This is a genomic window from Aureitalea marina (assembly GCF_002943755.1).
Lineage (GTDB): Bacteria > Bacteroidota > Bacteroidia > Flavobacteriales > Flavobacteriaceae > Aureitalea > Aureitalea marina.
This window is the reverse complement of sequence record NZ_MQUB01000001.1, coordinates 2,991,904-3,004,768: the sequence shown is the minus strand read 5'-3', so window position 1 is coordinate 3,004,768 and position 12,865 is coordinate 2,991,904. Positions and strand designations below refer to the sequence as shown.

Annotated in this window: 14 protein-coding genes and 1 tRNA gene; 9 read left to right on the top strand and 6 right to left on the bottom strand. The window is 41.7% G+C overall.

From position 1 onward, the window contains the following. Positions 1 to 46: 46 nt before the first annotated feature. The 8 genes from BST85_RS13890 to BST85_RS13860 all read left to right on the top strand — a co-directional run bounded on the left by BST85_RS13890 (position 47) and on the right by BST85_RS13860 (position 8,473). Positions 47 to 919, top strand: coding sequence for an RluA family pseudouridine synthase (locus BST85_RS13890; RefSeq protein WP_104813815.1), 873 nt, complete (start codon positions 47 to 49; stop codon positions 917 to 919). A 701-nt stretch (positions 920 to 1,620) separates the two neighbouring features. After that, complete coding sequence (locus tag BST85_RS13885; protein ID WP_104813814.1) at positions 1,621 to 2,481, top strand: VOC family protein; 861 nt, start codon at positions 1,621 to 1,623, stop codon at positions 2,479 to 2,481. A gap of 5 nt (positions 2,482 to 2,486) precedes the next feature. Beyond that, complete coding sequence (locus tag BST85_RS14270; protein ID WP_146090743.1) at positions 2,487 to 2,666, top strand: hypothetical protein; 180 nt, start codon at positions 2,487 to 2,489, stop codon at positions 2,664 to 2,666. Positions 2,667 to 2,688: 22 nt separating this feature from the next. Beyond that, positions 2,689 to 4,473 (top strand): amidohydrolase, encoded by a 1,785-nt coding sequence (locus BST85_RS13880; RefSeq protein WP_219842128.1) that lies wholly within the window; start codon positions 2,689 to 2,691, stop codon positions 4,471 to 4,473. Between the two features lie 6 nt (positions 4,474 to 4,479). Continuing rightward, the gene (locus BST85_RS13875) at positions 4,480 to 6,228 is read left to right on the top strand and encodes an amidohydrolase (protein ID WP_219842127.1); all 1,749 of its coding nucleotides are present in this window, start codon (positions 4,480 to 4,482) and stop codon (positions 6,226 to 6,228) included. A 113-nt stretch (positions 6,229 to 6,341) separates the two neighbouring features. Continuing rightward, positions 6,342 to 6,929: a DUF4377 domain-containing protein gene (locus tag BST85_RS13870; RefSeq protein ID WP_181040033.1), complete on the top strand. Its 588-nt coding sequence runs from the start codon at positions 6,342 to 6,344 to the stop codon at positions 6,927 to 6,929. A 19-nt stretch (positions 6,930 to 6,948) separates the two neighbouring features. Further along, positions 6,949 to 7,320 carry a cystatin domain-containing protein gene (locus BST85_RS13865; protein ID WP_146090742.1) on the top strand — a complete coding sequence of 124 codons (372 nt, stop codon included), beginning with the start codon at positions 6,949 to 6,951 and terminating at the stop codon, positions 7,318 to 7,320. A gap of 7 nt (positions 7,321 to 7,327) precedes the next feature. Beyond that, positions 7,328 to 8,473, top strand: coding sequence for a glycoside hydrolase family 16 protein (locus BST85_RS13860; RefSeq protein ID WP_104813809.1), 1,146 nt, complete (start codon positions 7,328 to 7,330; stop codon positions 8,471 to 8,473). Between the two features lie 237 nt (positions 8,474 to 8,710). Here BST85_RS13860 and BST85_RS13855 read toward each other — a convergent pair whose 3' ends face one another. Then, positions 8,711 to 9,079, bottom strand: a complete 369-nt coding sequence (locus tag BST85_RS13855) for a DoxX family protein (RefSeq protein WP_104813808.1) — start codon at positions 9,077 to 9,079, stop codon at positions 8,711 to 8,713. 162 nt (positions 9,080 to 9,241) lie between these two features. On the opposite strand from BST85_RS13855, the gene BST85_RS13850 reads away from it, so the two are divergent. Continuing rightward, on the top strand, positions 9,242 to 9,712 hold the full coding sequence (locus BST85_RS13850) for a DUF4199 domain-containing protein (RefSeq protein ID WP_104813807.1): 471 nt from the start codon (positions 9,242 to 9,244) through the stop codon (positions 9,710 to 9,712). A 197-nt stretch (positions 9,713 to 9,909) separates the two neighbouring features. On the opposite strand, the gene BST85_RS13845 is transcribed toward BST85_RS13850, so the two are convergent. The 5 genes from BST85_RS13845 to trxA all read right to left on the bottom strand — a co-directional run bounded on the left by BST85_RS13845 (position 9,910) and on the right by trxA (position 12,837). Then, positions 9,910 to 10,101: a cold-shock protein gene (locus BST85_RS13845; protein ID WP_104813806.1), complete on the bottom strand. Its 192-nt coding sequence runs from the start codon at positions 10,099 to 10,101 to the stop codon at positions 9,910 to 9,912. 444 nt (positions 10,102 to 10,545) lie between these two features. Beyond that, a tRNA-Asp gene (locus BST85_RS13840) sits at positions 10,546 to 10,619 on the bottom strand. Between the two features lie 210 nt (positions 10,620 to 10,829). Continuing rightward, the gene (locus BST85_RS13835) at positions 10,830 to 11,693 is read right to left on the bottom strand and encodes a DUF58 domain-containing protein (protein ID WP_425427907.1); all 864 of its coding nucleotides are present in this window, start codon (positions 11,691 to 11,693) and stop codon (positions 10,830 to 10,832) included. Positions 11,694 to 11,895: 202 nt separating this feature from the next. Continuing rightward, positions 11,896 to 12,441 carry a ClpP family protease gene (locus tag BST85_RS13830; RefSeq protein ID WP_104813804.1) on the bottom strand — a complete coding sequence of 182 codons (546 nt, stop codon included), beginning with the start codon at positions 12,439 to 12,441 and terminating at the stop codon, positions 11,896 to 11,898. Positions 12,442 to 12,519: 78 nt separating this feature from the next. After that, the gene (gene trxA, locus BST85_RS13825; RefSeq protein ID WP_104813803.1) at positions 12,520 to 12,837 is read right to left on the bottom strand and encodes a thioredoxin; all 318 of its coding nucleotides are present in this window, start codon (positions 12,835 to 12,837) and stop codon (positions 12,520 to 12,522) included. Positions 12,838 to 12,865 lie beyond the last annotated feature (28 nt).

The window sequence follows — 12,865 nt, the reverse complement described above, 5'->3', positions numbered from 1 at the left end:
TAAACAATTGACCAATACTTTATTCCGCACCTGAGTAAGCTCTAAAATGTCCATTTCTCATTCGCATTCGGTTCCGTCAACAGTTTCTCCCGAGAGAATACAAGAATACGGTGTTGGCTTGTTTGATGCTATCCCGACAAAATCAGCTCTGAAGAAGGCGCTTAAGAAAGGACATATACGCGTGAATGATCGAATCGCTAGCACGGCCACCATGATCCAAGGTGGTGAAACCATCGTTTACGCTCCTCCCCTATTGGTTATACCCAAACGATCATTTAAGTTGAAGCTTCAGGTGATCTATGAGGACGACCATCTGGCGATCATTGATAAGCCTGCGGGGATCTTGGTCAGTGGAAATCAGTTTAGGACCATCGCCAACGCTTTATCTCAGAATCTGGAAGTAAGCCCGGAACAGGATGCAGTAACACCTCAGCCGGCACATAGGTTGGACTTCGCTACAACCGGAATACTTCTAATTGGCAAAACCGCTGAAAGCTTGCGCAGACTGTCCAAACTTTTTGAAGAAAAGAAGATCCGGAAATGCTATTACGCCGTGACCATTGGTGAAATGAACTCTTCCGGGATCATCGACAAGCCGATCGATGGGAAAAAAGCGGTAAGTACTTTTAAATGTGTCGCCTCACAAGTTTCACCAAGATTTAAGCTGCTGAATCTGGTCAAATTGGAACCTGAAACCGGCAGGCGTCACCAGCTTCGAATTCACCTTTCCGAATTAGGAAACCCCATACTGGGCGACCGAGACTACACCCCTGAAAATTTGATCTTAAAAGGCAAAGGCATGTATCTGCATGCCTTTTCACTGGAATTAGTTCATCCATTTGAAGACAGATCACTTGTGATTACAGCCCCTTTCCCAGAACGTTTTATAAAGCTATTCCCATCACTTGGCAAGCTATAAGCAATACTGAGGAATATCTAACAACAGTGAGGGCACTATGCTTGAGCCTATTTTTGAAAAGAGGCAACAAACCCCAAATGGTCGAATTATCCCGTCTCACGAAGTAAGACAAACAATAAATTTTTTGTCACTATCTTTAAAATAAAAACGAACGTAAAAAAATTATTCCTGAGTTAACTCTTTCATTAGCTTTTGTTTGAGACTCATAAGATGACTTGACACCGGGTTTGAGTGGGATGCAGGAATTACAAACACCTGTTCCGACTTCTCGCCAATTTTAGTTCTGCAATTATTGAATAAGGGGGCTTTCACTCCGTAGACCGACCTATGCTGAATGACCTGGCTTTAATTTGCCGACAGAAGAAGTAATTTTTAATAATACGGATATAAATTGCCAAGAAGTCTATTCCAGGTACTCCTGCCAAACAGCGCATGTTAAGAAGGTGTTGGTTTACAAGTAAATTGGGACCCGACACCATCATTTTTTGCCAGAGTAGGCTTGTTTATTTTGTATAACTCGATTGGTAGACTAATATGCAATAAAAGGACATAGTAGGAGAATAAGGATTTACTACACAATGTCACATCTGAACAATAGGCAGGATATTAGGAAGCTCAAACAATTGTACCAATACAGGCATTGAAGAAAATGTTGCTCAACTAAAACCATGTCCTCTTGAGGAGGCAAAAAACACGAAGAAATGAAATTAGTTTACCTTGTATTAATTATCGTACTGAGTACAACCACCAAGGCATGGAATCATCCTGATGTAAACTCAACCAAAGTCCCAGAAATGTGCCCACTAATGGACCACCAAGAATACAGCTCTGGTATATGGCACGATCTAATAACACCAGACTTAAAAGCCTCCAAGCTATTTTACAAGACTTTGTTTGGTTGGTCTTACAAGGAAGAAAACATTAAAGGTTTTAAGTACACAATAATTTTAAATGAAGAAACGGTAATTGGCGGGATGATCGAAGTTCCCAATATTCAATCCTCTACATGGATTTCTTCGCTTCCGCTAGAAGCATCAGAGCTTAACAGTCGTATTAAATTAGCGATTTCGAATGGCGCCAAACTAGCCGTAAAGCCACTGAAAGTAGCTAGTCTTGGAAAACAAGTGATTCTCGAAGGACCACAAGGAAGCGTGTTTTCTTTGTCTTCTAAGAACGCGATAAATAGTCCTGCGATGTCGGATTCAGGGACAAATTCATGGCTCGGAATAGAATTATGGTCTGATGACCCTGAGCAGTCAAAAGAATTTTATGAGCAAACATTCGAGGTGGAAACTCGAGAAGTCATCAGTGAAAACAAGCCTTATTGGTATTTCACAAAGGGTGAGGTCATACTTGCTGGAATGATTAAAAATCCTGTCACGAATCAAGGAGGCCAGTGGGTACCATATGTTAAGGTAGCCTCACCCTCTGCTATGGTAACTACAACGAAACAGGCTGGAGGTGATGTTATTTTATCTCCAACTGACACTATCAGAAACGGCAAACTAGGGATTATCCAGGACCCCCACGGGGCTTTAGTAGCCGTACAACAAGAAAACTAATTCGAATGAAACATTTAAAAAGAATCTTCATCGCTGTATTTAGTATCGTCATTTTACTTGTATTCAACAATTGCTCGAATACCCGTTACGGGACTAAAGCTGGTGTTAATGTAACCTGGGGACCACATGGCCCCAAAGTAAGACCCCATATAGATTTCGACATCTACAACGGAGGACGCCTTTAAAATAACAGTAAATAAAATGATGATGAAAAATCTATTCAAACTGCTCGTATTGATCGCCATAACTGCAATCGGTTGTAAAAACAGTTCTGACAACACCTCTTCTACAGATAAATACAAAACCGAAAGTTCGGAAAATAACTCAAAAATTGATTTTGTCCTTTACTCTGGCGGTGATATCATTACCATGCAAGGGGAAGTATTGGAAATTAGAGAAGCAGTTGTGACTCAAGGTGATGAGATCATATTTGTAGGTGATCTGGCTAAAGCACTTGAACAATTTCCTGATGCCAAGCAACACGACTTGAAAGGAAATGTACTAATGCCCGGCTTTGTAGAGCCACACGTACATCCTTCCTTGGCCGCAACTATGTTACCCAATGAGATCATTGCGCCCTACGATTGGGTCTTACCAAACGGTATCAAAAAAGGGGTGACAGGACATCAGCAGTACATGGAACGTATTACCAACTCGATTAACGACAATGCCAAAGCAGGTGAAATGTACTTTATCTGGGGGTATCATCAATTATGGCATGGGGAGCTTTCCCGAGATATGATTAACGCAATAACTCGTGAAAAACCTGTTGGAATTATCCACCGCTCTTTCCATGAAATATATTTGAATGATGCTGCCATCGAGCTCCTTGGCATCGAAGAGGAAGAATTCGATGGAAACCCACAGGTAGAATGGGATAAAGGACATTTTTACGAAGGGGGTTGGCTGGCCCTTGTACCTAAAATGGCGCCCATTATGTTAGAGCCAACTCGCTACATGGAGGGGCTTGGGATGATGACCCAATTGATCCAGAAGAACGGAATTACGACAGTAGCAGAACCCGGATTCCCCAGCGCCGATTTTGATGGCGAGCTAACCTTGTTAAAGCAAGAAATGGCAAAAAATCCTCCGTACGATGTCTACTTAATTCCAAGCGGAACCCAACTTTTTGGGATGAAAGGAGGCAATAAGCAGGCTATGGAATTTATGGAGACCTTAGACGAGACCTATAGTAGCCATAACATCCATTTTTTACCCAAACAGGTAAAACTATTTTCCGACGGCGCCATCTACTCCCAATTAATGCAGATGAAAGAGGATTATACAGATGGCCATCATGGAGAATGGATGACACCTTTAGACCTATTTCAAGAACAAATCAGCCTTTATTGGGACAATGGCTATAAAATTCACGTACACTCCAACGGAGATAAAGGAATTCAGCAGGTATTGGATTACCTGGAGCTGGACCAGGAACGCAACCCGCGAACCGATCATCGACTTACCCTTCATCATATGGGTTATTTCACAGATGGCATGGCCGAAGAAATGAAAAACCTGGGAGTTGAGGCTTCTGTCAATCCGTATTACCTTTGGGCCCTGGCAGATAAATACAGTGAAAACGGTTTGGGCAAGGACAGGGCAGAGAATCTTGTTCGTATCAATAGTTTAGTCCAACGGGAAATACCCGTGTCATTTCATTCTGATTTTTCCATGGCTCCCATGGAACCCTTAACCTTAGCCTGGACTTCCGTTAACAGGGTAACATCCCAGAACAGTGCTTTTTCTCAAGATCAGCGCATTTCAGTATACGACGCCATGCGTGCGATAACAATTGATGCTGCTCGCACCCTCAATTTAGAAGAGCAAATAGGATCGATCGCAGAAGGTAAGCGGGCGAATTTTGTGATATTAAACGAAAGTCCGTTTAGTATCGAACCGATGAACATCAAAGACATAAACGTCCTTGCTACCATTTACGAAGGTGATTTCAACATCGTAAAATCAAATAATATGAAACCATCAAAATAGACCATCATGAAGAAATTTATCTCATTCTCTGGATTATGTTTCCTGATTCTAATGTCATGCAACAATTCGACCAAAAAAGAGGGACCTGAAAACGAGGCAGTGGCAGAACCCTATCAATTGCGCCAAACCATCTACCACAATGGTGATATCCTCACTATGGCAGGGGAAGAGGCCAGTTATGTAGAAGCCGTCGTACAGCGGGAGGGACAGATCATTTTTGTGGGCAGCAAAGAAGATGCAATGGCCCAGTTTGGAGGAAAAGCCAAAGAAGTGGACTTAAATGGCCAAACGATGTTACCAGGGTTCATAGATGGACATGGCCACGTTTTTAATGTTGGGCTGCAAGCGGCATCTGCCAACTTATTACCTCCTCCGGACGGTGATGGAAATAGTGTAGAATCCTTGCAACAAATACTGAGAGATTGGATAGGAAGTAATCAGGAGTTTATTGACTCAACAGGATGGATCATTGGGTTTGGTTATGACGACTCACAGTTGGATAGATATCCTACAAAAGAGGACCTCGATGCCGTATCGACCGATATTCCGATATACATCATCCACCAGTCTGGTCACCTTTCTGTGGTAAACTCAAAAGGTTTAGAATTGGCCGGTTATACAGCGGAAACTCAAGACCCGAAAGGAGGTAAGATAAGACGTATTGACGGAAGTAATGAACCGAATGGTATTTTGGAAGAAGTTGCCCACTTTATGGTATTACTCACCAAAATTCTTCCGCAAATGAAACCCGAATTGCAGGATGATATGTTGGTTAAGGGACAAAAGCTGTATGCCTCATTTGGCTACACTACCGCCCAAGAAGGACGCAGTACCCCTGATGGCACAGCAACAATGGAGCGAGCTGCCGAAAAAGATGAATTAATTCTGGACATTGTCTCTTATGTTGATATTTTGAGTAATCGGGATGCTGCCAATTCCAAATATCAGGGCAAAACATACACGAATAAATACCGGATTGGTGGGGTGAAATTAAATCTGGATGGTTCACCTCAAGGAAAAACAGCATGGCTATCCCATCCTTACTTCATACCTCCTGCTGGAGAACCTGCCGATTATCACGGATATGAGAGTATGACAGATGAAGACGCGTACAAACATGTTGCAGATGCCTACCAAAACAATCTCCAAATATTAGCACATTGTAATGGGGACTCCGCTATTGATCAATATATAGCTGCTGTCAGTAGGGCGAATAAGGAATTTGGCAACAATGACAGAAGAACGGTGATAATCCATGCCCAAACAGCCCGAGAAGAACAATTGGATAGCTTTGTAAAAGAGAAAATGTGGCCATCATTTTTCCCAATGCACACCTTTTATTGGGGAGATTATCACGTCAATTCTGTATTGGGAAAAGAGCGTGCATACAAAATATCGCCAACCAATACAGCTTATAAAAAGGGTTTAAGGTTTACTAGTCATCACGATGCACCAGTTGCCTTACCCAGTTCCATACGAGTATTATCGGCAACGGTTACACGTGCCTCTCGAAGTGGCCAAATAATTGGCCCGGACGAACGAATTAGTCCCTTTTTAGCATTAAAAGCCTTAACAGACTGGGCGGCCTATCAACATTTCGAAGAAAAATCCAAGGGGACTATCGAGGTGGGCAAAGTGGCTGACTTCGTGATCCTGGACAAAAACCCATTGAAGATAGATCCAATGCAACTAGCCAACCTCAATGTTGAGCAAACCATAAAAGGAGGAGAGATCATATATAATAAGAAACCGTGATAACTTCCAAAATCTGGTCTGAGATGCGAATACGATGCTGGTTATTGCCTTTTTTGAGCTGCACATTGCTTTTTTGGGCTTGCGGAACTAAAGTGAAAGAAAAAACACTCTGGGTGAACAGTGCAAAAGTGGACTGCACAGGCGTGGGCCCGATGCAATGTTATCAAGTAAAGGAAACTGAGGATGGGCCATGGAATCTTTTCTACTTTGACATTGAAGGGTTCGAATTTGAACCAGGATTTATTTATCGTATTCAGGTACAGGTTGACAGTTTATTGCCCGAAGAACTAGCGGCGGATAAATCCTTATTGGAATTTAAACTTTTAGCAGTACTCTCAAAAGAAATGGACCCAGTTATGGAATTGAATGATATCTGGAAGCTGACCGAACTTAATGGCAACCCTGTTGTTGATGATCAGCGGACAGGGGAATTGCCCACTTTAGAGATCAACACCAGAACCCTTACCGTTATTGGATACGATGGTTGCAACAATTTTCGAGGTAAAATTGAGTCTTTATCAATGAACAAACTTTTGTTTGGACCCTTGGCAACCACCCGAAAGATGTGTCCAGACATGACCATCCCTGCCGAATTAGGCCCTACATTGGCCTCGGTGTCGATGTACATAAAAGACGGCGTGGAACTTCAACTGTTCGATTCAACCAATAAGTTAGTTTGCAGATTCAAAAAGATTGACTAATTAAATAAAATTCAATGTCATGCAATTAAAAATTTGGACTCTATGCTTAATTTCATTGACTCTCATGCACTGTAAGAACCCCAAACAGGATCAAAATTCATCTCAACAAGAGGAGACTGAACAGCCTAGAGATATCGTTGGCGGATGGAAAAGTGTTGAGGTTAATGAGCAAATAGAATCACTGGCAGAATATGCCCTCACTGAGAAGGAGTTCGATCAGCCCATTAAATCAATAAGCAGTGCCAAGCAGCAAGTGGTAAGTGGTATGAACTATGGTTTTGACCTTGAGTTAATGAATGGAGACGTCTATCAGGTTGTGATTTATGTCGATCTTCAAGGAAATAAACAAGTTACAAAGTGGGAAAAACTCTTAGGATTAGAAGGCAAATGAACAGAATATGCGTTTTGTAACCTGCAAGAGCTCAATTTTTGAGCCTGGACAAACAGCAATTAGGAATAAGAAAAATTCAAAAATGAAAATGCAACGAATTGTTTTTTTAATAATGCTTTTACAAACATTGTCTTTCATGGCCCAGGAAACCAACTACGAGTTAATTTGGGCGGATGAGTTTGATGTCAGTGGAGCTGTCAATAGCGACAATTGGTTTCATCAAACGCTTCTTCCCGATGGGCAGAGTTGGTACAATGGAGAAATCCAACACTATACAAATCGATTAGTGAACAGCGAAGTGAGTAATGGTACTTTAAAAATAAACGCGATCAAAGAAACTTTCACTGATCAGGGGGTAACCAAAGAATACACTTCAGCACGATTAAACTCTAAGTTTGCCTTTACTTACGGAATGGTAGAGATCAGAGCCAAATTACCCTCTGGTGTTGGCACTTGGCCAGCATTATGGAGCCTAGGACAGAATATTATCGAACCTGGAGGCTATTGGACTGACAACTTTGGAACGGTTCCATGGCCAATCTGTGGAGAAATAGATATCATGGAGCATTGGGGGAATAATCAAAATTATATTCAAAGCGCGTTACATACCCCTTCAAGCCATGGCAATACGGTAAACAAAGGAGGGCAGACTGTATCCAATGTATCCGAGGAGTTTCACATATATACCATGACGTGGACTCCTCAGGAGATTATTTTTAGTGTGGACGGCACTGAACACTATCGTTACAGTCCCGAACAGCAAAATTCGGACACATGGCCTTTCGTAGCGAATCAATACCTACTATTAAATGTCGCAATATTACCAGAAATTGACCCGACATTCACACAGAGCTCTATGGAGATAGATTACGTCCGGATTTATCAGGATGCAAATCTGGCAGTTGATGAATTTTCATCCGCTCTATTTCAGGTTACCCCCAATCCAACATCCGACCAGATCTATATCAGCGGGAAGGATACAATTAATTCTATCTGTTTTTATGATCAATTGGGAAAAATAGTACTGGAGCTGACAAACCATAACACACAAGATTCTATTGATGTTTCTCCCCTAACGAGTGGATTATACTACATGGTTATTACAACAGAGGACAATAAAATTTGGAAAGAGAAACTCATTGTAGCCCATTAACCGAAAAAAGTGATATCCGCCTTAGTTCTCTAAAAACTCTGTTTTAAACCGAATCATTAGTATTTAGTTTCAAAACAATAGAAAATGAGTTCCAGGATGACCAAACTCTTGTTTAGTTTGACTTTTTCTCCGGCCAAAAGGTGTTGTTACTCGTAATTTGCAAGTTGAGATTACAGAATTATCAAATGGGTAATTTCATCTGAACTTAATCCCTGTCTCCGGTTCCAAGTTAGATATCTAATGAGTCAAGAATACAATAATGACGCAGAGGGTAAGAAAAATAAATGCCGGTAACGATTTTTTTATGGGATCGTGGATCTTGACATGCATTGCGATGGCACCTGCCATGGTAACTATAATCCCTCCTGCAGCAAACCATGTTAGTTGCTCCCAGTAAATCGAACTCAAAAGAAGTATTGCAAGCCCGACTTTAATTATTCCAACTGCATAAGCAACTCCATTGGACAGACCATAGGCATCAAATTCATCCAGCAAGTTCTTCGCATCTCCTCCACGCCAAGGAGTTGGCTTTTTAAATCTAAACAACCAAACATTGAGAATACTAATGGATACAATAAATTTTAAAACAATTAGTAGAACGTCCATATCTCCGAAATAGATCAATTTTGATTATTCATTGTCGTTGCTAAAGGCTTGGAAAAAACCAACGATACTTAATTTTTTCGTTCAAGAAATGTTAATTTACTATTAATTTCCTGATTTTTTATGAATTTTGTCTGTTTTTATGCGATCTTGAAATAAAAAATTATGCTTAATATTCATATCCGTTACGGATTTACTATCGCTTTCTTTTTAGTCGCTTTTTTTCTGACCATGAAATTATTTGGTCTGCATCAGTATCCTGTTTTCAGTATTTTTAACGCTGTCCTATTTGGAGGTGGTATATACCGAGCAACTCAACATCACCGCAGAACGAACCCAAAATCAAAATACCAGGATCTTTGGCAAGCCGGGTTTATGAGCGGCGCAGTCGCTACCCTTGTGTTCACGGCATTTATGGCTTTTTACATGTATCAAATTGACTCCGTTTTTGCTGCTACAATTCTAGATTCCTGGAACGTCAATTACAATACCGGAGTGCTAACAATTCTATTTTCAATGGTCTTAATGGGACTATCAACATCTGTAGTTTGCGCACTAACTTTTATGCAGCGCTTTAAAAGATCATGGAATACAAGCAAACGCGTAGATCTGCAGTCATCGACACTTAACAGCTGAGAAGTAGTTGCAATTCCTGTACTATTTTGACTGCAAATCCTGGTATAGACATTCCAATAAATTAATCTATCTGCTACCTCTACAGAGAATGAATCTTTAAGAAAGCTAAAATTCTCATAGAGATAAAAAAAAGCCCATCCTCCTGGATGGGCTTTTAATATTGAATTGAATCGTTATTTGACTAACAACCCATTGACTTACGCCAGTCTTACATTGACAGCATTAAGCCCTTTCTTTCCTTGAGCGGTTTCGAAAGTGACCTCATCACCATCTCTGACCTCGTCGACCAAGCCCGTAATGTGGACAAAAATGTCTTCTTGGGACTCCTCTGAAGTGATAAATCCAAATCCTTTTGAGTTGTTGAAAAACTTAACAGTTCCTTTTTGCATGATTTCTGCATTTTACTTGGAGATCATCGAATGTTCCTTTACGAATCTCCTATTGATAATAAGTGTTAACTATTGGCAAGATCACTGTTTAACCGGATCCACTATAAAAGACGTGCTAAATGAAAAAGGAAAAGAAAAGGAATACTAAAAACTAGGGAAGAATATCTACAACTAGAAGAAAAATAAAACTTGTCAAATAATCCCAGGAAACATTATTACTGTCTGATGTATGTTGCGATACTTTCCCGTGATACCGCCAATATTGGGTCAAATCTACGTTTAATAAACTGAGCGGCAAGCTAATTGGGAAAATATTTTGATTTGACCCAAAACAAAAAAAGCCCATCCTCTCGGATAAGCCTTTCATTAGTCAACTGAATAAGCCTTGACGGCTTAAACGTTCACAACACAACGTGTTTCTCCTGAACTTGATTCAGGACCTTGCGGTCTGGACGAGACTCGAACTCGCGACCCCCTGCGTGACAGGCAGGTATTCTAACCAACTGAACTACCAGACCAATTTTCTTGCCCTGTGGGCTCCGGCGACAGCCGGACGTTGAAGAAATTGCTTTTCAGCGGTGGCAAATATACGTTGCTTACCGATAACGACAAATAGTTTGTCAAAAAAAGATTGCTTTTTTTTGACCGTGAAGCGTGAAGAGTGAAGCGTTAACCGAAGGGTTGAGATTCGATTCACGAATAACGACTCACGACTCACGATCTACAACTCAACCAAACTTCTGCCGCTCCACTAGGTACGTCGTCAGGATGTTATTGAAGGACTCTCCGATATCGGCCGGCACATACTTGATCATATACTGCCCGCACTTGAGTTTCAGCTCCTGGAAATAGTCCCCAACAGCCTTTTGATAGCCTTCCCGGATGTTATCGGCATAGAGGTCGATATGCTCTCCTGTTTCCACATCCACATAGCGTCTGGGACTGTTGGAGAAGTCGAAGTCCAACTCGTGTTCCTTATCGTAAACATGAAAAAGAACCACTTCGTGCTTGTTATAACGAAGGTGTTGCAAGGCTTCGAACAGTTTCTGTTCCTCCAGGTCGCTTTGGAACATATCGGTAAATAAAAATACCAGGGAACGCCTTTTCAGTTTCTCTGCAATCTGATGTAAATAAGTATAGGTCCTGGTCCCTTTCGCTTCTTTGCCTCTTATCAATGCCTTGTTCAGCTGATCCAGCAGCATATGATGATGCCTTTCACTCCCCTTCTCATTGGCATAGAACTCATACTGATCACTGTAGACACTCAATCCTACGGCATCTCGTTGCCGCTTCATCAGGTTCATGATGGCGGCCGAAGCAAGCACAGAGAAAGCCACTTTGTTGAGGGAGTTAATGTTGAACTCCTTCTTATCCGGATAGTGCATAGAACTGCTATTGTCCAGGATCAGGTGGCAACGCAGGTTGGTTTCCTCATCATAGCGCTTTGTATAGAGCTTGTCTGTCTTAGCAAAGAGCTTCCAGTCAATGTGACGCGTACTCTCTCCTGTATTGTAGATCTTATGCTCGGCAAACTCGGCAGAAAATCCATGGAAGGGACTTTTATGCAAACCAGAAATAAACCCCTCCACCATCTGGGTAGCTAATAGCTCGAGATTCTTAAACCCCGGGATTTCGTTTATTTCCTTTTCTATAGTCAATTCGATTTTATCAAATAGTATGTTTCGTTCGTCACTTCGAGTGAATTTTATGCGGAACGAATAGAATTAGTATCGAGAAGTTCTCGATACATTTTTTTCACTTCGTTCAAAAAACACTCGAACTGACGCTTCTGGTCTAGCCCAATATTCCATCTACAATCCCATACTGAACAGACTCCTCCGCTCCCATCCAATGATCGCGGTTAAAGTCTTTCATGACCTTGTCAAAATCCTGGCCACAATTATCGGCAAGAATACGGGCAGAGATCTCTTTGGTCTTGATGATCTCGGTTGCTGTGATCTCGATATCACTGGCAGGACCGCGGGCTCCTCCACTGGGTTGATGGATCATTACCCTAGCGTGAGGCTCGATAAAACGTCGGCCTTTTTCTCCTGCCGAAAGCAATATACTTCCCATGGAGGCCGCCAGACCGGTACAAATAGTAGACACCGGACTCTTAATGTTCTTGATGGTATCGTACATGGAAAAGCCAGCAGTAACGTATCCTCCCGGACTATTGATATAGAACTGGATCTCTTCATTGGATACGGAATCCAGGTAGTACAGTCGCTCTACTACATGTTGAGCAGTTTCGTCATCGACCATCCCCCAAAGGAAAATTTTACGGTCGTTGAGCAGTTGATTATCGATCAGGTCTTGAGCTTTATTGATACGTTCCATGGTCTTTTTTCTAGTTGTAAACGAATATAAAAAAAGGCCCCCTAACGGAGGCCTTCCTTAACTTAATTTTTCCTTTTCTTACAGAAGCGAATCCAACGCTTCGGCATATACGTTCTTTGGTGCAACACCAACCTGGCGCCCAACCAATTCTCCTTTGTCAAAGACAAGAACGGTAGGAATGTTACGCACACCATACTTGGCTGCAAATTCCTGGTGGGCATCTACGTCCACCTTACCTACAACGGCTTTCCCGTCATAGTCGTTACTAATTTCGTCAATGATGGGTCCTACCATTCGGCAAGGTCCACACCAGGCCGCCCAAAAATCGACCATTACGGGTTTATCACTCTTCAGTACAGTTTCCTCGAAGGTTGCATCTGTTATTTCTAAAGCCATCTGTTCTATAATTAATGTTTCGCAAAAG

Coding starts and splice junctions, on each gene's coding strand:
- BST85_RS13855 (WP_104813808.1), bottom strand. CDS start 9,079: ATGGACGTTCTACTAATTGTTTTAAAATTTATTGTATCCATTAGTATT.
- BST85_RS13885 (WP_104813814.1), top strand. CDS start 1,621: ATGAAATTAGTTTACCTTGTATTAATTATCGTACTGAGTACAACCACC.
- BST85_RS13880 (WP_219842128.1), top strand. CDS start 2,689: ATGAAAAATCTATTCAAACTGCTCGTATTGATCGCCATAACTGCAATC.
- BST85_RS13845 (WP_104813806.1), bottom strand. CDS start 10,101: ATGCAAAAAGGAACTGTTAAGTTTTTCAACAACTCAAAAGGATTTGGA.
- BST85_RS13830 (WP_104813804.1), bottom strand. CDS start 12,441: ATGGAACGTATCAATAAAGCTCAAGACCTGATCGATAATCAACTGCTC.
- BST85_RS13850 (WP_104813807.1), top strand. CDS start 9,242: ATGCTTAATATTCATATCCGTTACGGATTTACTATCGCTTTCTTTTTA.
- BST85_RS14270 (WP_146090743.1), top strand. CDS start 2,487: ATGAAACATTTAAAAAGAATCTTCATCGCTGTATTTAGTATCGTCATT.
- BST85_RS13835 (WP_425427907.1), bottom strand. CDS start 11,693: ATGGTGGAGGGGTTTATTTCTGGTTTGCATAAAAGTCCCTTCCATGGA.
- BST85_RS13875 (WP_219842127.1), top strand. CDS start 4,480: ATGAAGAAATTTATCTCATTCTCTGGATTATGTTTCCTGATTCTAATG.
- BST85_RS13890 (WP_104813815.1), top strand. CDS start 47: ATGTCCATTTCTCATTCGCATTCGGTTCCGTCAACAGTTTCTCCCGAG.
- trxA (WP_104813803.1), bottom strand. CDS start 12,837: ATGGCTTTAGAAATAACAGATGCAACCTTCGAGGAAACTGTACTGAAG.
- BST85_RS13860 (WP_104813809.1), top strand. CDS start 7,328: ATGCGTTTTGTAACCTGCAAGAGCTCAATTTTTGAGCCTGGACAAACA.
- BST85_RS13865 (WP_146090742.1), top strand. CDS start 6,949: ATGCAATTAAAAATTTGGACTCTATGCTTAATTTCATTGACTCTCATG.